At 70.1% G+C, this 24,692-nt stretch carries 15 protein-coding genes; 5 read left to right on the plus strand and 10 right to left on the minus strand.

All coding sequences use genetic code 11. The features are described from left to right. Positions 1-26: 26 nt before the first annotated feature. Together ABFY03_RS28285 and ABFY03_RS28290 are read right to left on the minus strand one after the other, a co-directional pair. On the minus strand, positions 27-665 hold the full coding sequence (locus ABFY03_RS28285) for a hypothetical protein (RefSeq protein ID WP_346171113.1): 639 nt from the start codon (positions 663-665) through the stop codon (positions 27-29). Continuing rightward, on the minus strand, positions 662-1,915 hold the full coding sequence (locus ABFY03_RS28290) for an AAA family ATPase (protein ID WP_346172320.1): 1,254 nt from the start codon (positions 1,913-1,915) through the stop codon (positions 662-664). The genes ABFY03_RS28285 and ABFY03_RS28290 overlap by 4 nt, the downstream gene beginning before the upstream one ends. Positions 1,916-2,172: 257 nt before the next feature. Between ABFY03_RS28290 and ABFY03_RS28295 the strand changes: the two genes are divergently transcribed. Continuing rightward, a complete protein-coding gene (locus ABFY03_RS28295; protein ID WP_346171114.1) occupies positions 2,173-3,219 on the plus strand; it encodes a beta family protein in 1,047 nt (348 codons plus the stop codon). Positions 3,220-3,237: 18 nt separating this feature from the next. On the opposite strand, the gene ABFY03_RS28300 is transcribed toward ABFY03_RS28295, so the two are convergent. The 3 genes from ABFY03_RS28300 to ABFY03_RS28310 all read right to left on the minus strand — a co-directional run bounded on the left by ABFY03_RS28300 (position 3,238) and on the right by ABFY03_RS28310 (position 8,078). Further along, positions 3,238-7,110, minus strand: a complete 3,873-nt coding sequence (locus ABFY03_RS28300) for a caspase, EACC1-associated type (RefSeq protein ID WP_346171115.1) — start codon at positions 7,108-7,110, stop codon at positions 3,238-3,240. Next, complete coding sequence (locus ABFY03_RS28305; protein WP_346171116.1) at positions 7,107-7,532, minus strand: effector-associated constant component EACC1; 426 nt, start codon at positions 7,530-7,532, stop codon at positions 7,107-7,109. Before ABFY03_RS28305 ends, ABFY03_RS28300 begins: the two co-directional genes overlap by 4 nt. Positions 7,533-7,637: 105 nt before the next feature. Beyond that, positions 7,638-8,078, minus strand: a complete 441-nt coding sequence (locus ABFY03_RS28310) for an ATP-binding protein (protein WP_346171117.1) — start codon at positions 8,076-8,078, stop codon at positions 7,638-7,640. Between the two features lie 149 nt (positions 8,079-8,227). Between ABFY03_RS28310 and ABFY03_RS28315 the strand changes: the two genes are divergently transcribed. Beyond that, positions 8,228-9,088, plus strand: coding sequence for a helix-turn-helix domain-containing protein (locus ABFY03_RS28315; protein ID WP_346171118.1), 861 nt, complete (start codon positions 8,228-8,230; stop codon positions 9,086-9,088). Next, positions 9,085-9,288 carry a DUF397 domain-containing protein gene (locus ABFY03_RS28320; protein WP_346171119.1) on the plus strand — a complete coding sequence of 68 codons (204 nt, stop codon included), beginning with the start codon at positions 9,085-9,087 and terminating at the stop codon, positions 9,286-9,288. Before ABFY03_RS28315 ends, ABFY03_RS28320 begins: the two co-directional genes overlap by 4 nt. 50 nt (positions 9,289-9,338) lie before the next feature. On the opposite strand, the gene ABFY03_RS28325 is transcribed toward ABFY03_RS28320, so the two are convergent. The 4 genes from ABFY03_RS28325 to ABFY03_RS28340 form a co-directional block, all read right to left on the minus strand. Continuing rightward, the gene (locus ABFY03_RS28325; protein ID WP_346171120.1) at positions 9,339-14,528 is read right to left on the minus strand and encodes a class I SAM-dependent DNA methyltransferase; all 5,190 of its coding nucleotides are present in this window, start codon (positions 14,526-14,528) and stop codon (positions 9,339-9,341) included. Positions 14,529-14,541: 13 nt separating this feature from the next. Then, positions 14,542-17,499 (minus strand): DEAD/DEAH box helicase, encoded by a 2,958-nt coding sequence (locus ABFY03_RS28330; RefSeq protein WP_346171121.1) that lies wholly within the window; start codon positions 17,497-17,499, stop codon positions 14,542-14,544. 83 nt (positions 17,500-17,582) lie between these two features. Continuing rightward, positions 17,583-18,884 carry a serine/threonine-protein kinase gene (locus ABFY03_RS28335; protein ID WP_346171122.1) on the minus strand — a complete coding sequence of 434 codons (1,302 nt, stop codon included), beginning with the start codon at positions 18,882-18,884 and terminating at the stop codon, positions 17,583-17,585. Between the two features lie 107 nt (positions 18,885-18,991). After that, positions 18,992-19,681, minus strand: a complete 690-nt coding sequence (locus tag ABFY03_RS28340; protein ID WP_346171123.1) for a hypothetical protein — start codon at positions 19,679-19,681, stop codon at positions 18,992-18,994. 187 nt (positions 19,682-19,868) lie between these two features. Between ABFY03_RS28340 and ABFY03_RS28345 the strand changes: the two genes are divergently transcribed. Beyond that, positions 19,869-21,722 carry a DUF4357 domain-containing protein gene (locus tag ABFY03_RS28345; protein WP_346171124.1) on the plus strand — a complete coding sequence of 618 codons (1,854 nt, stop codon included), beginning with the start codon at positions 19,869-19,871 and terminating at the stop codon, positions 21,720-21,722. Then, a complete protein-coding gene (locus ABFY03_RS28350) occupies positions 21,719-22,972 on the plus strand; it encodes an McrC family protein (RefSeq protein WP_346171125.1) in 1,254 nt (417 codons plus the stop codon). The genes ABFY03_RS28345 and ABFY03_RS28350 overlap by 4 nt, the downstream gene beginning before the upstream one ends. Positions 22,973-23,097: 125 nt before the next feature. Here the strand turns inward: ABFY03_RS28350 and ABFY03_RS28355 are convergent, their stop codons facing one another. Continuing rightward, the gene (locus ABFY03_RS28355) at positions 23,098-24,627 is read right to left on the minus strand and encodes a helix-turn-helix domain-containing protein (protein WP_319010832.1); all 1,530 of its coding nucleotides are present in this window, start codon (positions 24,625-24,627) and stop codon (positions 23,098-23,100) included. Positions 24,628-24,692 lie beyond the last annotated feature (65 nt).

Raw genomic sequence — 24,692 nt, forward strand, 5'->3', positions numbered from 1 at the left:
TGCAGGAGGGGAGCGGTGGAGGTGACCTACGTAGCCCAAGTGGCCAATTCTGCAGCAAAGTCCCGGAATGACCGATTGTTGCCCTTGGGTTTAGCGCTGACATGGCCGTTCTGTACGGCTGCCTCCATGATCAGCGGCGAGTCGGATTCGCGATACGGAGGCTTGCCCAGGTGTCGTCGCAGATGTTCCTTGGGGTTCGGCACATACGCGAGGTCTCTGCGGCAGTCCTCGGGGCGCATCGCCCAGCCTCGTCGCACCTTCGGGAAGGCGTCGGGGAACTGCATTAGCCACGCCTCCATCTCCACTGCTGCCAATGCCAGAGCGGACGGGCAGGGCAGGCCGTTGGCCAGTTGAGCAGAGACCCGGGCTCGGACTCTGTCGTAGTTTTCGTCGGCCACACCGTCGAGGTCCGCATGGACAACGACACCGGCCAGTTCGGCCTTGCAGTCCTTCGCCTTGGCCAGAGCGTTCTTGCGGAGGGTCTCGACGCGAGGGCTGAGCTGATTGATTGCCGCCGCCAGCTTGATCTTGTCCTTGATCATTTCGATCTTCGGGCACGGACCGGGATGCAGCGCGCGTATCAGATGCCGGAGAACCTCACGGTCGTTGTCGCTCTCGCCGGCGACGATGATGACGGATGGGGGCTTCCGAGACCGCTGATTCACAGGGCGCCTCCCAGGGACCCGGAGTACCAGAGGTTGCCCATGGGCTCGTACTCGGACTCCTCGATCACTTCACGTAGGTCCTTGAGCCTGCGGGCGGGGATGACGGAGGCTCCATTGGGGCCGCGCTCACAGGGGACGAACTCCTCGGGCTCCAGCTCGCTGACGAAGACAGGTGAATGGGTGGTGACCAGGTACTGACTTCTCTCGCTCGCCTCGCGGAGTCGCTCCGACATCAGGCTCAAGGCGTGCGGATGGATTCCGTGGTCGATCTCTTCGATACAGGTGAGGAGCGGAGGGTTCGGATCATGGAAGATCGCGAGCATGCACAGGATACGGACGGTGCCCCAAGACGCCTCCGCCAGGCGGGTTCGACCTCGTAGCCCATTCTCTTCCAGCTCCACCGCGGTTCGATGCGACACGAGACCGGGCGGGTCCACGAGATGGATGTTCCGGATCTGAGGAACCACCTTCCGGACGTCCTCGACAAGCAGCTCCCAGGCGTCCCCGTCTTCCTTGAGCCCGCGCAGGAAGTCGGCCAGGTTGGCGGCGTCGCTTCTGAGGTGCCCGCCGGACTCGCTGATGCCCCACGGCTTGCGGGCGAGCCTGACGTCCGGGTCGAACACGCGGATCCGGGCGAGATGATGCCGTACGTTGCCAATGGCCCTGGCCGACGGGCTGTCTCTGTGAAGGGGTAGTGCCCGATCGCCCTGCAGGGCGGAGGACAGTCGACCGATCTTGGCCGTCCCGCACGGATGGTCCGCCTCGAGCGGGCTGTCGACTGTCAGCGCATCATTCGTCAGTCCGACCGTGGTCTCGACACCCTCCAGCGGATGCTGGGTGAACCGCTCACGCCGGTACATGGTGTGGCTCTGCCGGGAGCCTTCCGGCAGCCGGCGGCGGTCGATGCTCAGCTCGTACCGGTCGGGCTCGTCCTCCGAGGCGAAGTCCGACCAGATGCCCTCGATGCCGACCGATATACGCGACACCGGCCTCGGGCCGCCGCGGAAGGCCAGCACATCGAACCCGCCCTGGGTGTTCAGCGCCGGTTCGATCCCCTCACGGGACACATCGCCCAGGAAGTTCAGGGCGTGCAGGACGTTCGACTTGCCCGCGGCGTTGGGTCCGACCATGACCGTCAGCGGGCCCAGCGGCAGCTTCACGTCCGTCAGGGTGCGGAAGTTCCGGACCGTCAGTCCGAGAATCCGGTGGTTCAAACGCGTGCCCAATCGTGGAGCAGCCGGGCGCAGCACGGCCGGTGTCGACAAGCGGTGCCACGGCAGACGCACGGTCATGTACGTGCAGACGTCGTGGGGGTCGGCTGCCGAGCTTCACGAACAGTACCTCGCTGGTCACAGCGCTACCAGGTTCTTGAACGTTCCAGCCAAGAAGGCTGAAAAGGCGTCATTACGCACAGCGGCGATGCGGCGGATCCTGAAGCGGCGAGCAAGAAGGAACGAGGGAGAAGCGCGAGGGAAGAGGACGCGGGCCGAGCCGAGGGGGAGCCGCCATGTCCGGACCGCTGTACGTTCCCGTCCTGCCGGCGAAGCCGCACGCTCGTCAGGCGTACCGGCAGCTGAGTCCAGCTGTACAGGTGGCTGTCGTGCCGCTGTGGAACCTTCCGCCCCGTGCGGGCCTGCACCCTGACGTACTCGTCACCGACGTGCGACAGGACGTACGCGACGTGAGCAGAGTCCAGCGCCACCATCCGGCCTGGGTCGACGCCCCGTTCGCCGACGAAGCACAACTGTCGGCCCTGGCTGAGGTGTTGTCTGTGGACGCCGAAGTGAGTCCGCTGCGCCCCGTGACGGGTCCCGAGCGTCCTGAGGGGCATCAAGCCGCGACGCTGGAGCACGCTCGGTCCACGGGGAACGGGCTCGCCATACGGGTGATGATGCCCGGTGAGTGGGACGACGCCGTCGGTCATGACGTCCGTGATCTGGTCGCCCGCGTCGATCCCGCAGTCGAGGCGGACCTCCTGCTCGACCTGGGCGCCGTGCGTGCCGACCGGCCCGACGCGGCGAAGGAGTCTCTGCGCGCGCTCGACGCCTTGGTACCGCTGATGCCGTGGCGGACGGCCGCCGTCCTGGGTGGCGGCTTCCCCGATGTGACGGCCCGACTCCTGGAGCACGGCACGGCTGTGGAGCCCCGCTGGGACTGGCTCGCCTGGCGCGAGCTGACCAGCAGCTCCCGCGAGTTCGTCCGCCGGCTTGTGTACGGTGACTACGGCATCGACTCCACCCGCGGCATCACTCGCGGACCCTCCTCCGGCAAGGGCGGTCCACCCTGGGGCGTACTGCGGTACACCACTGACGAGTCGTTCGTCCTCATGAAGGTGCCGACGCGAGGCGACGACCGGGCCGCCACCATCCGGGCAGCCGCTCAGGAGATCCTCGCCTTACCGGACTTCCGCGGCACGACGGCCGGCGCGGGCGAGACCTGGCTGCGCGACTGCGCGCGAGGCCAGGGCCCGCAAGGCACCGGAAACGCAGCGGTCTGGCTGCAGATGGGCAACGTCCAGCACATGACGTATGTTGCCCGGAGCCTGCAGCCCTGACCCGGTCGCGGTCCGCCCTCAGGCGAAGAGCGGCTCCAGCATCGTCTCGCCCGCCAGGATCCGCCACGCCGGCACCCGGACCGTCCGTGCCACCGGTCCGGGCTTCGCGCCGGAGCCGCCGGACGGCAGCCCGGACAGCAGGTCGCCGCGCGCGTGCGTCAGACGCAGGTGGCGGGCAGGGTCCTGCCCGTGCTCGGGCCCGGTGTCGACGAGGACGGCGGTGTTGGCGCCGTCCACCGTGAACAGCAGGTCGACGATGTGCCCGCCGACCACCGCCTCGCGCTCCAGGTCGGTCACACCACGGCGCCCCAGGAAGTCCTGGAGCCGGTCCGTGAGCTCCTCCCGGAAGGTGCTCCGCGACCTCGCGCCGAAGCCCGCGCCCGGCCGGTCCGCCGACGATCCCGCGCCCAGCACCTCCGACCGCCCCGCGAGGAGCGCCGGAAGCCCCGACTGCCCCTGCCAGAAGTCGTGGCTGCCCACCGTGATCAGCTGCGACTTCGCCCGGGTGACGGCGACGTTCCACAGGTTGACCTGGCTCGACACCCAGTGCGTCGTCCGGGGCGGGGTGTTGCAGGTGGCCACCGGGCTGAGGACCATGACGTCCCGCTGGCCGCCCTGGAAGGCGTGCACCGTGCCGACCCGCACGCGGTCGTCGTCCGCCCACACCCGCGCCAGGGCGTCCTTCTGGGCACGGAACGGCGTCACCACGCCTACCGTCGCGTCCTCGGGAAGCCGCGCGAGCAGCTCGTCCACCGTCTCCCGCACCCGGGCGGCCTCCGCCGCGTTCCGCGACGACCGGCCACCCGGGCCCAGTGCCGACGCGCCGTCCGGCACGTCCACCCAGCCGAGGGCCGGCGCCGGGCCGCCCGACCCGATCGGATCGAGCGCCGGAACCTGCCTCCTGACGTCGGTGAGGACCTGCAACTGCCCCGCGTAGCAGTGACCGTTGACGACATCGGCGATCGCCGGGTGGCACCGGTAGTGCTCGTCGAGCAGCAGCGTCTCCTCGCCGTGCTGCGCCGCCGCGTGGTACGCGGAGTACACGTGGTAGGCGAGCCGGTGATCCTCCAGCTGCGCCGCGCTCAGCCCCGCCCGCACACGGGCCTGCCGCTCCTGCTGCGCCGTGATCCCGGGAATGTGCCCGAGCTGCATCGGGTCCCCGATGATCAGCGCCCGCTTCGCCCGGAACAGCAACGGCAGCACCGACGGGATCGAGCACTGGCTGGCCTCGTCGATCACGACGAGGTCGAAGAGCTCCGGGACCAGTTCGAGCTGACGCACCGAGTGGGTGCTGATGGCCCAGCCCTTCAGGTGCGCCATCAGATTGCGCTGGCTCTTCCAGAAGCCGGAGCGCCGGCGCAGGGCCTGGAGCCGCTGGGCCATCAGCGACCGCCCCCGGGTCATCGCCTCGGCGGACACGGCCCGGGCCAGCTCGCCCGACACCTCCGACAGACCCGCCCGGCTCTCCAGCCGCGCCCGCTTCAGCGCCTCCTCGTCCAGGGCGAGATGCTCCGGTACGAGGCTCCTGAGCGCGCCTTCCACTCCGGCGGCCTCGGCGAGGGCGAGCAGCAGCTCGGACGGTACGGGCCGTTCCGCGGCCCAGTCCGGCCACGCGCCCGCACCGCCCTCCCCGGCCGAGGCGACGAACGCGGAGAGCGCCCGCCCCCTGCGCCACCGGCCGAAGGAGTACCAGCGGGCGACAGCGGCCCTGCGCGCCCGGTCCTCCCAGTCGGCGAGCGACGGGGCCCCGCCCTCAAACCACGCCCGCTCCAGGAGCTCCACCGGCAGCCCGAGCTCGTCCGCGCGGCGCGCCCGCTCCCGCAGCAGCTCCAGCAGCCGCGCCTCCTCCCCGACCAGCCGCGCCGCCTCGGCCTCGTGCACGGCGGCCCGGGCGTGCCGGTTCCTGAGGTCGCCCGCCACGGTCGCCGCACCTCGCGCCGGGGCCTCGACGGGCTCGGCGAGCAGCCGCTCCAGTTTCGCGGCCTCGGCCTCCAGGGCCTCGGAGTTCCCCGTCCGCATGAGCAGCCCGGGGGAGATGGCGTCGCAGCGCTCGGCCACCACGTTCACGGCCTCGTTGTTCGTGGACGCGACGAGGACGGACTGCCCGGCGGCCACCGCGGTGGCGACCACCGCCGCCACCACCTCGCTCTTCCCGGTGCCGGGCGGCCCGGTGGAGACGGTGAGCGGTCGGGTCATCGCCGACGTGATCACCTGCGCCTGGCTCTCATTGCATGGCCCGGGGGAGACCAGGACGGGCGGCGCGTCGAGCCCGGCCGGTCCGCCGTCGCCACCACCGGTGAGCAGTGCGTCCAGGGCGGTGCCGGGGATCCGGTCGGCGCGCGTGGACATCTGGAGCAGATTCTCCACGAGCCCTTCGGACGCGGTCCGTTCCAGCCCCGAGGGCGTGAGGAGGACAGCGGCGTTGTGGGCGCCCGGACGCAGCGAGTCCATGACGGACCGCTCGCTGAGCGCGGACAGGTCGAGCGGCTCCAGCTCCGGGAGTTCGAGCCGCGTCAGGAGCTCCCGCACCGCCTTCACCATCTGGGCGGCGTTGCCCTCCTGCCAGGTCGGCTGCCAGCGGCCGAGCAGGTCGGCCGCCTCCTCGTCCTCCAGCAGCTCCGCGAGCACACCGCTGTGCAGCGACGGCACCCCGCTCGGCCGCAGCCGGTCCCGCCCGTCCTCGTCGGGCGCCAGCTCCATCGGCTGTACCAGCAGCGGCGCGATGCGCACCGCGGCCCGCCGGCCGCCGTTCCCGCCGCGCTCGGGCAGCGTCACGGCCGGGTACCCGTACCAGTACTCCTGCAGTCCGGCCTCGTCGACCTTCGCACCCGTGCTCTTCGCCTTGGGCAGTCCACCGGGCGCGGGAAGACCGGAGCCCAGTCCGGACTGGATCGTCTCCGGCCCCTGCCCCAGCAGGAAGTAATCGGAGTTCCGGCCGCCGTCCCGGTCGGGCAGCATCTTCGACTCGGCCTGCGCCCGCAGGCAGTGCGCGTAGTAGCGCAGCAGACGCTCCCGGTCCACGCCGTCGTGCGCGTCCTGCGCGACGAGGCCGCGGGCCTTCGACAGCGCCGAGGAGACCGGCAGACCGCGACCGGCCTCCGGCGGCGGCTCGGGGAGCTGGACGGACCGCGCCACCGAGCGGGCCAGCGGCAGGGAATGCGTCGCACGGATGGTGGATTTGGTGGGCCGCTGCTCCTCGGGCACGCCGATGCGGACCATCTGCGCGGTCAGGTACTCGAACAGGTCGTCCGGCGTGATCCAGCCGCTGTCCTTGATCCGCCCGCTGCGCAGCCCCTCGACGATCTCCCCGGTGAACCGTGACGTGCCGAGCGAGGAACCGGCCGGAGCCAGCGCCGAGGCGGGCTGGAGGGCGTCCGAGGCGGTGATGAAGTACACGCCGGTCGGCCGCAGCAGCGTGCTGGGCGCGGGACGTACGTCGTCGGCCGCTCCCTTGGCCGTCCAGCCCTGCACGACGGACCCGCTGGAGCAGCAGTCGAGCAGCACGACCTTCGAGGAGGCCCGGCACGACGTGAGCATCCGCTCCAGGAACTCGGCCGGCACGGCGGTACCGGGCAGGTCGTCCGGATCGGCGTCCCGGGTCAGGAAGTACAGCTGCCCGTCCGCCTCGCAGAACTCTCCGTGCCCGCTGAAGTAGAGCAGCGCCGTCTCGCTGGCCTGCCGCTCCTCCAGGAACGTCTCCACGGCGTGCAGCATCTCGGCGCGCGTCGGCTCCGCGACCATCGCGCAGTCGTTGTACATGCCGATCTCGGTGCTCTCCAGGACCGCCTGCATGTAGTGCAGGTCCGCCCGCACCGCCGGCAGGTCGTGATACCGGTCGCTGTCGTACGTGGATACGCCGATGAGCACGGCGTACCGGTCGTTGTCACTCACGCCGCGCCCGGCCCGCCCTGCGCGCCGTCGTCGTCCGCCGAACCCGCACCACCGTTGAGGAACCGCTCGATCTGTGCGTCGTCCGCACGGGCCTGCTTCCCGGAGATCGTCAGGGTCGCCCCGTCGGGCCGCGTCACGACGATCGTCCGCTGCGGCACGCGCGCCAGCCAGACCTGAAGGGCGGCGGCGGCCAGGGACCCGCCGCCGAACACCAGACCGAGGAGCTCCGCGACCGGTCCGCCCTTGTCGGTGGTGGTGCCAGTGGGTGCGGGGCCGGCCGGAACGTCGAGCGCGGCCTGCGGGTCCGCCTCGGCGAGGGCGGCGAGTAACTCGCGGGCCTCACGCCGGGCGCGCAGCGGATCCTCGTCGACGATGGAGATGCGGTAACCGGCGGCCGGGTCGGTGTGGGTGGTGCTGCTCACGTGCGCTGTTCCCCCCTTGGGCTCCCCCGTGCAGTGCACACACGGACGCACGACCCTAGCGGCACGCGCCGACAGACCGTCGGCCAATTTCCGAAAACTCGCTGGTCATTGGCGTGAAAGGCACAGTTCGGCCCAGACGGTCTTGCCGGGAGCACCCACGCGCGGCGTCACCGCCCACCGACTCGCCAGCCGCGCCACGACCAGCAACCCCCGCCCCGACTCGGCTTCCCCGGGCGGCTCATGGGAGGAGAGCAGCGGTACGCGCTCGGTACGGGTGTCGGTGACCTCGATACGCAGGGTGTCCGCCGAGTCGGTGAGCCTGAGGTGGAAGTCCCGCCCGGGCACGTGCCCGTGACGCACGGCGTTACCGGTCAGCTCGGCGGCGATCAGCGTCATGGTCTCGTTGGCGGTCGAGGTGTACGGGTGCCCCCAGCTGTCCAGACGGTGGGAGACGAGCCGCCGGGCGAGGCGGGCCCCGCGAGGGGAGGACGTGAAGCGCATCGCGAACTGAAGGGCGCTGGACGCGGAGGAAGTTTCGCTGTTCATGGGACACAGGCTGGCGCCTGCCGCTTACGCTGAGTAAGGCTCGATGCGCGTACAGGGGGCAGCGGTAGGCGCGGTGTCGGTGCCTGTAGGCGGCGCGGAGCGTGACGGCCGACGCGGAGCGGCGTTGGCCGGTGGAGGTGAGGGCGGGCATGAACGAATCCATCCAGCGGGCAGACGATGACGATGCGGCAGGCGACGCCGCCGGCCCGGACGGGGGCTCGGGCATCCTGCGCGTCTTCGGCCGCCAGCTGAAACGGTTCCGGGTACGGGCCGGGGTGGAGCGGTCGGAGTTTGGGGCGAGGCTGGGGTACTCGGCGTCCACGATCGCCGCGTACGAACAGGGGCGGCGGGTCCCGCCGCCGCGCTTCATCGACCAGGCGGACGAGCTGCTGGACGCGGGCGAGGTCCTGAAGGAGATGAAGGAGGAGGTGGCGCGGGCGCAGTACCCGGCGTTCTTCCGGGACGCGGCGAAGCTGGAGGCGGAGGCGGTTGAGCTTCATGTGTACGACACGCACATCGTCAACGGGCTGCTGCAGACCGAGGAGTACGCCAGAGCCGTCTTCACCATGAGGCGGCCGCTCCTGAGCGAGGACACCATTGAAGAGCGCGTGCAGGCCCGACTGGCCAGGCAAGGCATCTTCATCCGGCAGCCGTTGCCGACCACAAGCTTCGTCATCGAGGAGTCGGTACTCACGCGCCCCCTCGGTGGCGGAGGCGTGATGCGAGGCCAGTTAGAGCATCTCCTGCTCAGCGGCCAGCGGCGTAACGTGGAGATTCAGGTGATGCCGAACGGGCGGGAGGAGCATGCCGGCCTGGCCGGACCCTTCACCTTGATCGAAACGATCGATGGACGGAGGATTGCCTACGTGGAGGCCTACAAACACAGTCGCCTCTACACGGAGCGGAAGTCTGTCCGGGAGCTTGAAGAACAGTACGGCCTTCTCCGCGCCCAGGCCCTCACTCCGCGTGAATCGCTGGACCTCATTGAGAAGTTGCTTGGAGCGACATGAAGAAGGCAACACCTGACCCGAGCGGGCCGGACCTGCGGTGGGTCAAGAGCAGCTACAGCAGCGGCGAGGGCGGCCAGTGCGTCGAGGCGGCTGAACGCCTGGGCAACGTCCACGTGCGCGACTCCAAGGACACGACCCGCCCCGGGCTCGTGGTCGACGGTTCTGCATGGACCGCTTTCCTCGGCTTCGCAAGCCGGTAGTGCAACGACGTGGCTGCCCCGGACCTTGAAGGGTCCGGGGCAGCCGCATGTCATGCCACGTTCTCGACGGCTGCCTTGCGCGCCGGAGGCGTCCAACGCCCGAGCTCGATCTCCTTATCCAGCCGCGCCTGGAAGTGCGCATGCGCGGCCCGCATCTCGGCTTCACGGTCGGCCTTGTAGAAGGGCCCGACGTAGCCGGCGGGGGGCGGGGTGTTGGTCGGGTCCGCGAGGTGGGCTTCGAAGTCGAGCCAGTCCTGCTTGGTCTGGTCGTGGCCGTAGGTGTTGAAGTTCTCCGCGATCTTCCGACCGTTGGCGTCGAACCAGGTCTTCGCCTCGTAGTCGTGCAGTTGCGGGTAGCGCGACTTAAAGATCGCGACGAGCTGGTCGGCGGTGATGCTGAGCCATACGGAGACGAGGGCGTCCAGCTCGACCATTGCGGCGCGACGCTCGTGCTCGGTGCGGAGCGGGGTGCTGTACTCCCAGGTGGGCTTCAGGCCTGCAGCGAGCGGCGCCAGGCACGGCCAGTTGGGATTGGCCCAGTCCTCGTAGCCCGCCCAACGAGGATCGAAGAGTTCCTGCCAAAGGGGGGCGTAGTGGTTCGTAAGAGCGTTGAGGCGGAGGGTTCGGAGGAGTAGAGCAGGGGCGAGAGGATGCTGTTCTGAGTCGGGAGCGGGCATCTTCCGGGCCTCGGCGATATGAAGGTCGGAACGGCCAGTGATACGCAGCAGGTAGTCGACAGGAAGCGAGGCCCAGAAGCCAGCGTTCAGCGCTGTCGAGTGGTTGCTTTCCAGGGCTGTGGACTGGATTGTATTAACATGCGCCGGGCCTGGCGGGATGAGTGCAGCATGTAGGCAGCGACTGCTGTTGAAGGGAATCATCCTCCGCCAGGCCAAGCGGAAGTAGGAGGTGGGCGGCTCTCCACTCCATGAGTCCTGGGCCGCAAGGTAATTTTTCTCGTCGGTGGCCCGAACGTAGTTGGTTACGGGGACATAGGAAGAAGGAAGATCCATCGGAGTGACCAGGTCCCAGTCCCGGTTGCTTCGGCAGGGGATTCGGGGCTGCTTCGAGAAGGGAAGTGTGGCGGCAAAGTGTGGCCCCTGAAGGATGACGTCGGACAAATTTTGGACAGCCTTGTTCTCCCAGCGAATTAGGCCGTCCTTCTTCGCGTTGGCCTCATCAAACCCGCGCGTGATGGGAGGCTGAGAATCCCCGAGGCGGGCACCGTAGGAAGCCAGCGATTGGATTGCTCCCTGCTCGCCTTGCAGTACCGGGTAGAGTAGGGGTGCCTCTGCGGTGCTTCCTGTTGAGCCTGTCAGCCTTTGCCAGCTGGCCAGCAGGCTGGAATTCACATGCACCACTCGCTCGGCGTGTGGTCGGATGTCCCATGAGCCGTTGTGCTTGATACCTGGCGCCTCGCCCTGGCCGTCATGGGTGAGGGAGTTAGGTAGCACGTCTGCGTCACGTAGCTCGCTGAGGTGCAAGAAGTCGGGTGTCTGCGGAGTACTATAGATATGCACCCCAAACTCCCACCCGCGGTCAAGATCTTCGAAAGCCCAGTTAGCCGAGTTTACGAAGTGTGCGTGCACCCGTAGATGGCGATATGCCGCAGCTCGGATTCGTCCCTCCTTCGCCCCGCCGAAGTGTGTATCCGGGTGAAGCATCCCTGAGCTGCCGTTTACCGCAATGTGTCGCCACACTTGTGTCATGAACGCCCGATACAGATCCCCTTGGGTGCCGACAAGGAGCGGGTAGGTGACTGGGCTGCTAAGCACGCCCACAGCTCCAGCATGGGAGGCCAGTTCGCCTAGCAAGTAGCTCCGTCCGCATTCTCCAGGGACCAGAGTTTCGTCCTTACGTAGCCTCCACTCCGCAGCGCTGGGCTTGTCGGCCAAGACAAACCACGGTTCCAGCTCCGCAAGAACAACGTTCTCTTCCCACCTTGGCCTCACCCAAGGCGGATTCCCCACCTGCAGATCAAACCCACCCCGCCCCGAGAACACCTGGGCGTACTCCAACTCCCAATGGAAGAACCCCTGCCGCTTGGCCACATCCCCGGCAACTCCCACCCACGGGAACCGCCCCTCCAGCCAATACGACCGGTCCATGCCCATCCAGTCCGGCAGCTCGTCCTCGTACCGCTCCAGGTCGCCGAGCGAATCGAAAGACGCCACCAGCGACTCCGCCGGCACGTCGTGCGTGCCAAGCAGCGCCTCCGCGAAGTCCAGCCAGTCGTCCAGGTTCGCCAGCGGGATGACCTCGCGGCGCTGGCCAGCAAAGGACTGCTCGCCCTTCCTCGTACCCTTCCGCCGCTTGTCGATGTCGCCGCGCCTGACCTCCTTCACGGTGATGTTCCCGAGAAGGTCGACCTCCTCGTACGTACGGATCACGTCCGACGCTCCGGACTCCGCAGCGGCCCCGCCCTGCGGCGCGGGCACGACCTCCGCCCGTTCGTACCGCGCGTCCGTCCCGTCCAGCAGCGCAGCCTCCTGCACCGGCCAGAACCACAGGGCGCACCACGTGTCCATGAGCTTCTTCAGCCGCCAGTACGGGGTGTCCACCGCCGTGAGGTCGGCCAGCACCTTCTCCCGGGGCACGGCCTCCTTCGGGCGGCGCAGCCACTCCGGCTCCGCCTCCCACACGTCGACCCGCCGCGAGATCTCTCGCTCGGAGATCGTCAGCCGCTGCACGACCAGGTCCCACAGGTACTCCGCGCGCCGGGCGAGGCCCTGCAAGCGGGCCGTCTGCTTGGCCGTCGGGGACTTGGTGACCGCCTTGCGCCACGAGCCGAGCGCCTTCGCGGCCTCCGGCGCCAGTGCCTTCGCCTCCTTCTCGGCGGCGACCGCGCCCCACTCCTTCGCCGGGAGCAGGAAGTGGTGCACCGCGCCCTCCGGCAGCGGGACGCCCGCCTGCGCGTCCGCCAGCGGGTAGCGCTCCGGGGTAGAGCCCAGCCAGCCGCCCTTCTTCAGGCGCTCGGGGCCGTACACCTCGCGCCGGCCGCCGATGAGGGAGTTGCCGCGCCGCAGATGGAGGCCGAACCAGGGGGCCTCCATGCCGGGGTGCATGGTGTTGAGCCACAACGACACCTCGGCCAGCTCGACGGCGGTCTCGTTGAGGTCGACGCCGTACGAGTTGTGGAGGGCGATGTACGCCTTGGCCTTCTGGAGCTCGACGGCGTACTGCTCGGTGTCGATGGAGCGGCCGAGCTCCTTCTGCCGGCGCCGGAGGTACTCGGCGGCGACCTGGTTGATGGCCTCGTTGAGGAACGCGCCCGAGCCGAGGGCCGGCTCGCAGATCTTCCAGTCGAGCAGCTCGCGCGCCTCGGTGTCCGTGCCGTCCTGGTCCAGCCGGTGCTGGAGGGCGAGCTGCACGGTGACCTTGGTGAGGGACTCCGGGGTGTAGTAGGAGGCCGAGGTCTGGCGGTCGCGACCGGAGAGCCGGTAGACGAACGAGCCGGGGGCGTACCGGACGCGCAGTTCCTCGCCCGTGTCGCGGTCCGGGCGCCGGACGAAGACCGTGTCCGGGTACTCGTCGGCCTTCGACTTGGGCACCAGCCAGGAACCGTCCTTCGGGTCGCCGCCCTTGGCGACCTCGTACAGCTCCTCGCCCGCGATGAAGCCGGAGTAAGACATCAGGCCCTCGTACACGGCGCCGAGCTGGTTGATGCCCAGCTGGGCGTACGAGATGAACCCGCCGCGCTCGCCCTTCTTCCCCTTGGTGAGCATGAGCTTGTGCAGGACCTCGTACAGGGTGGCGTTGCGGAGCCGGGTGTCGAGGTAGCGGACGGCCTCGCCGCGTGCGAGGGCCTCGTCGGCGTCGTGACGGGGGTCGACGACGGCGTCCGCGCCGATCAGCTTGATCGAGTCCCGCTCGAAGAGCGTGGAGTGCAGGGGCTCGAAGCGCAGGCCCAGGTCCTCGCTGGTCTTCGCGCCGACGGTACCGAAGGCCTCGGCGCTCTCCGTCGGCTCCGCCGCCTCGCCGTGGGTGCGGCGCGGCCGGTAGCCGTCCTGGACCTTACGGAACAGCAGGTCCAGGGACTCGTACAGATAGAAGCCGCGGCGGGACTTCTCGTCGACGAGGTCGCGCTCCGCGACGAGTTCACCGAGCCGGCCGAGGCCGTAGCCGAGCTGGTACTCCGGATAGTCGGACGGCAGGATGCCCAGCTCGGGGCGGGCCTCGGCGTACAGCAGGAACAGGATGCGGTAGAGGTAGCGCAGCGACTCGCGGGTCAGCTGGCGTCCGAGTTCGGGGAGCTCGCCGATGTCCTGGGGGCGTACGCCCTGCTCGCGGAGGCGTTCCAGGACCTCGTTGGCGATCAGCTCGACGCTCAGCCGCAGGCCGTCGCGCAGCTCGCTGGAGACGCCCACCGCGTGTTTGGTGGACTTGCCGACGAGTTCGGCGAGCGGGTTCTCGCCGCCCTCTTCGGGGGTGCGGAGCGAGTCGGCGCCGAACAGCGCGGCGACGGTGTCGAGTTCGCCGCCCGGGCGGGTGTCGTTGCGCTGGAGCGCGATGTCGAGGGAGACGGCGAGGTAGCGGCCCTCGCCCCACGCCATCCGGTCGGCGAGGACGACGACGCCGCCGACGAGCAGCAGGACGTAGCGCGGTGCCTCGTCGCAGGCGAACAGGAACGAGGCCAGCTTGGAACCGGTGGTCAGGCTGTTCGAGCCGTCGAGGACGACGGGGTCGAGAAGGCGCCCCGGGCCGTCGGGGTCCAGGGCGGCGTCCGCCTCGGCGGCCCAGCCGCAGTCGAGGGCGACGAGGCCCTTCTCGGCGTGCGCGACCGTGATCTCATGGCTCTGGCCCGCCCGCCAGACGGTGAGGCTGCCGGGCTTCGCGTCGTAGCCCAGCGCGTGCAGGACCTCGGCGTTCAGCGCGTGGACCCGCTCCCGCCAGGCGGGGGCGTCGTACGTCAGCGCGTCGTCGCCCGCGTCGGGCGTGGAGGCGGTGCCCTCGGCGTCCTCGGGGAGGGCGAAGAACGAGCGGGCCCGGAAGTAGTCGCGGCGCAGTGCCCGGAGACCGGCCCGCGGAGTGACGGGCAGGGCCCGCTTGGTGTCCTCGCGCAGGATGTCGGGACCCTCGGAGGGCGCCGCCCCGGCGTCGTCCGTCCCGATCGGGGGCTTCGCGGCCTCCTCCCGCTCCTTCCAGGTCTGGAGCAGGCCCGTCCTGAGGTCCTTGGGCAGCACCTCGGCGAGGTAGTGGGCCGAGAAGTAGTCGCCGCGGTTGACCAGGGAGTCGTACGTCATGACAGTGGCTCTCTCAGAGGGCGGCGGGCGTGGCGGACAGGGGTGCGGACGCGGCCGGTGGTGCGTCGGGGTCGGGCAGCAGCACCGCGAGGACGCGCAGCATCGGGCGCTGCCCGGTGGTCAGCAGGTCGTCGGCGAGGTCGGTGAGCCGCCGCTTGGTGTGCTCGCCCGCCAGAGTGGGCTGCTCCCAGTCGCCGAGCCGCAGCTTGTGGCGCTCGATCGACTCGCGCAGCGGCCGGTCCCAGGCGTCCCGGTGCCGCTCCATGAAGGCCTCGGCGGCCTCCAGCACGGCGGGGATGGCGGCGGCCAGCGGGGCGGGGTCCCGGTGGCGGAGCTTGTTCGCCATCGTCGGGCCGACCCCGGAGCGGCGCAGCAGCGACACCATGTCGTCGTCCACGGTCCCGCCGCGCGTCACGCCCATCCACTTGACGACCGTCGGCCGGCCCAGGGCGTTCGAGTACACGCCCTGGACGAGATAGGTGGGCTCCGCCACCTCGGCCGTGATCATCGGCGCCTCCTGGCGCCCGAGCCGGACGAGGACCTTGTCCGTCAGCCACTCGACGACCGGGTGCAGGTCGGTCAGCAGCGAGATCTCCGGCCAGCTGGAGGTGGAACCCGCCCCGCGGGCCCGCTGGAGCGAGTGCTGGGCGAGCCGCCGGTTGAACGTGACCAGCAGCCGCTCCCGCAGTCGCTGTTCGCGCAGGTAGTCCACGGGCAGCGCCTTGAGGCGGTGGAGGAGGTCGGCCGGGGGACGGAAGGACAGCAGGCCCGACTGCTCGTCACGGTCGAGGTCCAGGCGGTCCCGGGCGTCCGGGTACACCTCGCGCAGCGCCTCGTCCAGGAAGTGGGCGGTCGAGTCGAAGAGACGGGGGAGGACGGAGCCCGTGCCCTCGCCCGTACCTGCGCCGGCAGCGCCTCCGGCCGCCGCCTCGGGGGCGGACTCCTCGGCCGCGGTGCCGTCCTCCGCCTGCGGCTCGTCCCCGACCGAGCCGAAGAAGTCCGCCAGGAAGTCGTCCATGGCATCCGTGCCGGCGCCCTCGCCGGACCGGCGCCCGTCGAGGGACTCGTCCACGGTCCTGCCGCGCAGCAGATCCTGGATGAGGGACTTCTCCTCGGCCTCCGCGCGGTAGAGGCCGGTGACGGCCTCCGCCGTGCCGAGCGAACGGTGCGCCTGGTCCTCGCGCTCAAGGAGCCGCTCGGAGACCAGGGTGTCGTCCTTCGCGCCCTCGGTGTCGCTGGTGAGGATCAGGGCGCGGAACTGCGGCGGGTGGGCCTGTCCGTAGCGGTCGATGCGGCCGTTGCGCTGCTCGATGCGGATCAGCGACCACGGAACGTCGTAGTGGACCAGCTGGTGGCACTGACGGTGCAGGTTGACGCCCTCGGAGGCCACGTCGCCCGTCAACAGGATCCGTACCGGGGCGCCGGCCAGCCCGAACTCCTCCACGACCCGCATCTGCTGCTCGTCGGACAGGCCGCCGTGCATCACGCGCAGGCAGTCCTTCGCGGTCCGGCCCCGGAAGCCGAGGGCGGCGGGCAGGACGGTGGCGAGCCACTCCAGGGTCTGGACGCGCTCCGAGAAGACCACGACGCGGGTGCCGGAGGACGGGCCGACGCCGATGCCCTTCAGCTGCTCCACCAGCCCGCCGAACTTCGCCGAGTCCGCCTCCGTCAGGTCGGCGGTCAGTTCCGCGAGCCGGCGCAGGGCGGCCAGCTCCGCCGCCGTGGCGCGGGCGTCGTCCTTCTTCTCCAGGGTCTTGATGCGGGCGCTCACGGTGGCCTTGAGCGCCGCGTGCGAGGAGAGGAAGGACTTGAGGAGCGTGTACGGGAAGAGCGGGACCGAGCTCACGGACGGGCTGCCGTCGCGCGGCAGCCAGACCGCCGCCAGCTCCTCGAAGATCCGCTCCTCGGCCGGGGTGGCCGGGCAGTGCACGGCCTGGGACGGGCCGCGGTCCGCCCACTGGCCCTTCATCTGCTCGCGGACCTCGGTGCTGACCTTCGTACGGCGGATGAAGAGGTGCTCGATGTCCTCGGCACGGTAGTTCTCCGGGTCGCGGATCGCGGCCGGGTCCAGCAGGGCGATCAGCTCGGCGAACGACCTCGCGTCGCCGTTGTGCGGCGTGGCGGAGGCGAGGATCAGGGCGTCGGTGCGCGGCGCCAGGGTCTGGGCGAGCTGGTTGCGCAGGGAACCGCGGTTGATCAGGTTGTGCGACTCGTCGATGACGACCGCGTCCCAGCGGATCTGCTCCAGGTGGTGGCGGTACTGGTCGGTGTTCTTCAGCGTGTCGATCGAGACGATCACGCGCTTGAAGAAGGTGAACGGGTTCCGTCCCGCGGGGATCTCGCGCTGGATCCGCTCGATGCCCACCGAGTCCAGGCGGACCAGTGGAATGGCGAACCGCGTCCACAGCTCGTGCTGGAACTGCTCCAGGACGTGCTGGGGCGTGACGACGAGGATGCGCTCGCCCCGGCCGCGCCGGATGAGCTCGGCGAGCGTCAGACCGATCTCCAGCGTCTTGCCCAGTCCCACCACGTCCGCGATCAGCAGCCGGGGGCGCAGATTGGCGCCGGAGAGCGCGAGCTCGGCGGGGCGGCGCTGGTAGGGGAGCGGGTCCAGGAGGAAGGAGTCCGCGAGCGCGAGCCGCCGCTCGGACTGGGGCAGCGCCGTGCGACGCAGCACGGCCTCCAGGAACAGCCGGGAGCGCCGGTAGGTGGGGGAGTCGTCCGCGATCAGCCGGGTGTCGCGCGGATCGATGAGCTCGACGGTGTCCAGGCCCGTGAAGAACACGGCCTCCTGGTCCCGCACGAAGTCGGACACCCCCACCACCTCGATCCGGGTGCCGTCGTCGGCGGTCGGCACCGCGTTCCTGACCAGCCACACCTCGTCGCGTACGAGCACCTGCGCGCCTGCCGGGAACTGCTCCTGCCCCGCCGCGTCGCCGTGCTGCTCGGGGCTGGTCTGGACGGCGGTCACCCGTGTCCTCCTGTGGTGTTTCGTGACGGTGGTGGCAGACCCCTCAGTATCGCGGGTCCGCCGGCATCGGGAGCCCGCCGGTGTCAGAACGGCGCCTGGGCCGCGTACACCTCGCGGAGCCGCTGTGCGGTGATCCGGGCCTGGGCGGAAGGGAGGCGCTGCCCGGAGCGGCCGCGGGGAGCGCGGGGAGTGGACGACGGGCCGTCCGTGTCCGTGGAGGGCCGCGGAGCGGCGGGCGCGGACGAGGGCGCGGCGGTTCCGGACCGCGGTGTGGGACGGTCGACGAGCGTGGGGGTCGGCTCGGGGACGACCTGCTCGTCGGTGTCCGGCGCGGGGACGGCCGGCGGGGTGGCGTCCGGGGGGAGCATTACGGTGTCCGGGGGAAGCGCCACGGTCGGCCCTGTCGTCGGCGACGTGCTCGGCCCGGGAACCGCCGGGGCCGCCGGGACGGTGGGCGGCAGCGGGAGGGCGACCGTCGGCGGCAGGTTGTCCAGCGGATGCGAGGGAGCCGCCGCCGTGTGCGTCGTGAGCCGGCGCCGTGCCTGGGCGACCTTGAAGCCCTGCGCCTCGATGACCGCCCGGCACTGCTGGACGACGTCGCTCAGCGCCGGCCGGTCCTCGGCCCGGTGCGCGAGCATCGCCGTCAGCAGGGGCACCAGCTCGTCGGGGACCCCCGACAGGTCGGGAGCCGTCTCCGGGTCCGTGACCTGGTGGAAGAGGACGTGGATGTTCGCGGCCTGGTACGGGAGGTGGCCGGAGACGGCGAACAGCATCACGGCGCCGAGCGCGTGCACGTCGACCGCGGGCGTCAGCGGCCGGTCGCCCCGCGCCTGCTCGGGCGCCATGCAGGCCGGGGTGCCGACCACGGCGTTGGGAGCGGTCAGGGACACGCTCGACTCGGCGAACACCGCGAGACCGAAGTCGATGACCTTCGGCCCGTTGGGGCCGAGCAGCACGTTCGCGGGCTTGAGGTCACGGTGCAGCAGACTTTGCTTGTGCACGGTGGCGAGCGCTTCGGCGAGCGTCGCCCCGAGGGAGGCGGCGAGCAGCGAGGGCAGCGGGCCGTGCAGGGCCACGTGCCGGCTCAGGTCGGGGCCCTCGATGTACTCGGTGGCCAGCCACGGCGGATCGGCCTCCGCGTCGGCGTCGAGCAGCGCCGCGATCCGCGCACCCCAGATCGTCTTGAGGATCTCCACTTCCTGGGCGAAGCGCTGCCGGGTCTCGGAGTCCACGACCGACGGCTTGATCACCTTGACGGCCGCGGGCTCCCCGCCGGGTGACTCGCCCAGGTACACCTGCCCCATGCCACCGTGCCCGATGCGGCCGAGCAGCTCGTAGCCGCCCAGCTCGACGGGGTCATGCGGGCTGAGGGGAGCGATGTGCACGAGGGGCCTTTCTGCTCGTGAGCGGGAGGACGGAGCTGACGTGTCCGGTCGCACCGCACACGGTATCCGGCCGGAGACCGATGCCGTACGGGCGCGGAGACGGCCCGCTATCCGAGGTCGCGCCTGCGCTCCGCGAGGCACCGGACCCACAGTGCGTGGGCCCGGCGGGCCTCGTGCGCCGATTCCCGGGGGAAGGCCTCGTCGGTGAACCCCACGACCGCGACCTGCTCCACCACGTGGACGAGGTGCGCGGCCACCTCGCGGAGGCGTTCGGCATGCGCCTCACGCAGCCGTGGCGCCAGCTCCTCCTCGCGGGCGGCCAAGGCCATCAGGTCGTCGAAACCCGCGTCGTCCGCGTACGCGGAAGGGAGAGCGGGCAGGTCCGCCCCGGTGAGACGGCGCACCGCCGGCAGGGCGCGCTCGGTCGCCTCCTCCCGTCCGAGGACGCGGTGCAGCAGCTCTCGGGCGCGGTCCGTGCCGCGGGCGCGAGCGGAGACCGCGTCCAGGGCGTCCAGCTCCCGACCGACGCCCGGCTCGTCCTCCGCCGCGAGCAGGGCGCTCAGCCGGGCGGCGATCGCCCGGCTCGTGACCGAGGCGTCGTCGATGACCTCGTAGCAGGCGTCGAGCTCCTCGAAGGCGCGCCCGGCTGCGCGGATGGCGGCCGTCACCATGGCCGTTGTGTCGCCGTCGAACCGGCCGACCGCTTGGGCGAGCTGCGCGGGCGTCATGGACAGCGCCGCCGGCAGGTCCTCGGTGTGCCGCTGCCTGGTCGGTCCGCTCGTCGTTCCGGTGCCCACCGTTCCCCCTCGCCGTGCCGGTGCTCCGCTCCCGATCATGGGCGTCGGCCGCCCTGCACGGCAACGCGCGGCCGGATCTGTGTCGGCCGAGGCGTCGGAGTTGGCCGGAAATACACGAAGCGACGCCGAAGTGGATCACGAGCACTCCACAATGCACCCGGCCCTACCCTCCGATCCAAGGACACCGATGCCCGATTCGTACCCGGAGTTCCAGCTGCGCCTGCCGTATGGCGGGCCCACGGCCAGAGGCCGGCTGCTGACCGAGAGCGGGACCAACGGCAGCCAGAAGATGGTGGTGCTCGCGGGCTCCCCGGCGCGACCCGACGTCGTCCCGTCGTTCCCGGCGAAGACGCCTTCCTCGTACCGCCTGCGCGAACGGCTCATCGCGGACGGGGTGATACGCGAAACGTCCACGTGGCCGGGCTGGCTCGAAGTGGTCGAGGATGTGGAGTGCAACTCACCCTCCGCTGCGGGGGAGATCCTCCTGGGCCGCAGCAGCAACGGGTGGATGGAGTGGAAGACCGAGGACGGTCGGCCGCTGGCTGACTTCCTCGGCCAGGTGTGGTCGGGTCCGAGCCGCGCCTGGCTGGTGCGGGGGCCGCATTCGGCCGGCCCTGACCTGTTCCGGCGTGCGTGGCTCCCCGAAGGCAGGGTGTCCCTGACCGCCGCCCACCTGCGTCCCGCCGCCACCCAGGGCATCAGCAAGGAAGAGCTGCGCACTTTCGTCGACGAGGACTACGGGTCGACGGCGACGTACACCGAGAAGCCGCAGCTCGTCGACGAGCTGCACACCTTCCTCTCCAGGATGCGCCCGGGCGACACGGTGTGCGCACTCGCCGACGGCCGGCTCCACACCGGAAAGATCACCGGCAACGTCGAGCACCTCGTCGCCGACGACGGAAGCCGCGTCCTGTGGCGCCCCGTGGAGTGGGGAGGCGAGAGCTTCCCACTGGACGAACTGCCTCAGGAACTGCGTCAGAAGCTCTCGTCGCGCCACGACGTGGTCGACCTCACCACCGTCAAGGCCGTCGTCGACGGCCTCGGGGTCAGCGACGAGGAACTGGTGGAGGAGGCCCTGGCCGACGGCACCGGGATCAGCGTCGAGCCCCTGGCCGTCGCCGCCCGCCGCGAGGTGGAGCTGCCCGAGCCCACCGAGGAGCTGCGGAAAGAGCTCCACGTGCACCGCCTCGAATGGCTGCAGGAGATCAGGCAACTGCTCCACGACGAGAAGCAGCTGATCTTCTACGGCCCTCCCGGGACGGGCAAGACCTTCCTCGCGCAGAAGCTCGCCGTGTTCTTCGGCGGCGGACCGGAACAGGTCGAACTGGTCCAGTTCCACCCGTCGTACTCCTACGAGGACTTCTTCGAGGGCTTCCGCCCCCGAGAGGATCCCGGCACGCACGAGGTCGCCTTCCGGCTCACGGCCGGCCCGCTGCGCGAGTTCGCCGAACTGGCCCGCAAGGAGGGCAACCGGCACATCCCACACTTCCTGGTCATCGACGAGATCAACCGGGCCAACCTCGCCAAGGTCTTCGGCGAGCTGTACTTCCTCCTCGAATACCGCGACCTGTCGGTGCGGCTGACCTACTCGGACGAGGACTTCTTCCTGCCCCCCAACCTCTTCGTCATCGGCACCATGAACACGGCCGACCGCTCGATCGCCCTCGTCGACGCGGCGATGCGCCGGCGCTTCGCGTTCGTCGAGCTGTCCCCGCGCATCGATCCGACCCGAGGACTGCTGCGTTCCTGGCTGGAGTCCGAGGAGAAGGACCCCGAACCCGCGGACCTGCTCGATGCCCTCAACGCCCGCATCGACGAACCTGACTTCAAGATCGGACCGTCGTACCTGATGAAGCCCGGCGTCTACCGCGAGGGCGGACTGGAACGGACCTGGCGGACGAAGATCCTCCCGCTCCTGGAGGAGCACCATTACGGCGAAGGTGTGGACATCGAGGGCCGCTACGGCCTGCCGGCACTCCGCAGGACGCTCGCGTCACGCACCACCCCGCCCGAACCGAGCGACGGGACCAGCGCGCAGTGACCTTCGACGTCCCGCTCGTCGAACACGGACCCGCGCGCTCAGTCCGGCTCCCCGGCGCCGTGGGCCGCGTACTGGCCGCCTCCAGGATCCTGGAAGAGGCCGGTCCGGATCCCTACGACCCGGGCGCCTGGCGACTGCGCGCCGGCAGCAGGGTAGGCGCCGTCACGCTCGCCGTCCCCGGCGGCGAAGGCGTCACGGTGCGGATCACCCCCAAGGTGCCGATCGCCCGCCTGCTCTTCCTGCTCGGCTACAGCAGCGACCCCCGGGGCTGGCGGGACGGCGCCGTGGACCTGGCCGCGCACGACGACCTCCTCCCGGCGTTCGCGCACGCCGTCGAGCGCCAGATCGACCGCGCACTGCGGCAGGGCCTGCTCCAGGGCTACCGGACGGCCGAGAAGTCGTCCCCCGTCGTACGCGGCCGGCTCCGCGAGTCCGAACAGATCCGCCGCCGGTTCGGCATGCCCGTGCCCGCAGAGGTGACGTACGACGAATTCACCACGGACATCGCCGAGAACCGCCTCCTCCGCGCGGCTGTCGACCGGCTGCTGCGCCTCCCCGGTGTCCCCCGGACCGTACGTACGCGCCTGATGCACCAGCGGTCCCGGCTGGTGGACATCACACCGCTCACCCGGGGGCAGACACCACCCGGCTGGCATCCGACGCGGCTCAACACCCGCTATCACCCGGCACTCCACCTCTCCGAAACGGTGCTGAGGGGATGGTCGGCCGAGCACCTGCCCGGGCAGCTGCGCGTGAACGGATTCCTGTTCGACATGAACGGCATCTACGAGGACTTCATCTGTACGGCACTACGGGAAGCCATGCGCCCCTACGGCGGCAGAAGTGTCCTCCAGGCCCGGAACATCCACATGGACGAAGGGGATGCGATCCGCCTGCGACCCGATTTCGTCTGGTACGGAGAGTCCGGCACCCCACTGATCGTCGCGGACGCCAAGTACAAGGCCCGCAGAAAACGCGGCTTCCCGAATGAGGATCTGTACCAAATGCTGGCTTACTGCACTGCAATGGGGCTGCCGGAGGGGCACCTGGTGTACGCGAAGGGCAACGCTCCACACATCAGCCACCGTGTGCGACATGTCGGTACGGTCCTCCACCAACACGCCATTGACTTGGAACAGCAGCCCGCGGGGTTGCTTGCCGAGATCGACGCACTGGCTCGGCGCATGCTTCACGGCTCAGCAATGTCGCTTCAGGGCAGTGCGCCCTCTGGGAGTTTCTCGGATACCTGAGCCGGTGCGTGTCTCCCGATCCCGACCCAAAGTCCCAGACAAGTCCCACAGACGCCGACGAATCCCCTCCTGGCTCGCATACATGCAGGTCAGGAGGGGATCAGCGGCGTTGTATCCGAGACTGCTCAGATGTCGCGGAAGATCTCGATCTGCGCGCCGATCGAGTTCAGGCGCTCCGCCAGGTCCTCGTAGCCGCGGTTGATGACGTACACGTTGCGCAGGACCGAGGTGCCCTCGGCGGCCATCATCGCCAGGAGGACGACGACGGCGGGGCGGAGGGCCGGCGGGCACATCATCTCGGCGGCGCGCCAGCGGGTGGGGCCCTCGACCAGGACGCGGTGGGGGTCGAGGAGCTGGAGCCGGCCGCCGAGGCGGTTGAGGTCGGTGAGGTAGATGGCGCGGTTGTCGTAGACCCAGTCGTGGATGAGGGTCTGGCCCTGCGCGGTGGCCGCGATCGCCGCGAAGAAGGGCACGTTGTCGATGTTGAGGCCCGGGAAGGGCATGGGGTGGATCTTGTCGATCGGCGCCTCCAGCTTGGAGGGGCGGACCGTCAGGTCGACCAGGCGGGTGCGGCCGTTGTCGGCGGCGTACTCGGCCGAGCGGTCGTGGTCGAGGCCCATCTCCTCCAGGACCGCGAGCTCGATCTCCAGGAACTCGATCGGCACCCGGCGGATCGTCAGCTCGGACTCGGTGACGACGGCGGCGGCGAGGAGGCTCATCGCCTCGACCGGGTCCTCGGAGGGGGAGTAGTCGACGTCCACGTCGATCTCCGGGATGCCGTGCACGGTCAGCGTGGTGGTGCCGACGCCGTCGACGCGGACGCCGAGCGCCTCCAGGAAGAAGCACAGGTCCTGGACCATGTAGTTGGAGGAGGCGTTGCGGATGACCGTGACGCCGTCGTGGCGGGCGGCGGCCAGCAGCGCGTTCTCGGTCACCGTGTCGCCGCGCTCGGTCAGGACGATCGGGCGGTCGGGGGCCACCGCCTTCTCCACCTGCGCGTGGTACAGGCCCTCGGTGGCCGTGATGTCGAGGCCGAAGCGGCGCAGCGCGATCATGTGCGGCTCGATCGTGCGCGTGCCGAGGTCGCAGCCGCCGGCGTACGGCAGCTTGAAGCGGTCCATGCGGTGCAGCAGCGGGCCGAGGAACATGATGATGGAGCGGGTGCGGATGGCGGCCTCGGCGTCGATGGACTCCATGTCCAGCTCGGCCGGGGGCACGATCTCCAGGTCCACGCCGTCGTTGATCCAGCGGGTGCGGACGCCGATGGAGTTGAGGACTTCGAGGAGGCGGAAGACCTCCTCGATGCGCGCGACCCGGCGCAGCACCGTGCGGCCCTTGTTGAGGAGGGTGGCGCAGAGCAGGGCGACGCAGGCGTTCTTGCTGGTCTTGACGTCGATGGAGCCGGAGAGCCGGCGGCGGCCGACGACGCGGAGGTGCATCGGTCCGGCGTAGCCCAGGGACACGATCTCGCTGTCGAGGGCCTCGCCGATGCGGGCGATCATCTCAAGGCTGATGTTCTGGTTGCCGCGCTCGATCCGGTTGACCGCGCTCTGGCTGGTGGCCAGGGCCTCGGCGAGCTGCGTCTGGGTCCAGCCACGGTGCTGCCGGGCGTCACGGATGAGCTTGCCGATGCGTACGAGGTAGTCGTCTGCCATGCCGTCACGTTATCTCAGATATGAGATGTGGCGATCATCGGGGTGCGCCAGTCGGGTGACATCTC

This window comes from Streptomyces roseofulvus, assembly GCF_039534915.1.
In the GTDB taxonomy this organism is placed as follows: domain Bacteria; phylum Actinomycetota; class Actinomycetes; order Streptomycetales; family Streptomycetaceae; genus Streptomyces; species Streptomyces roseofulvus.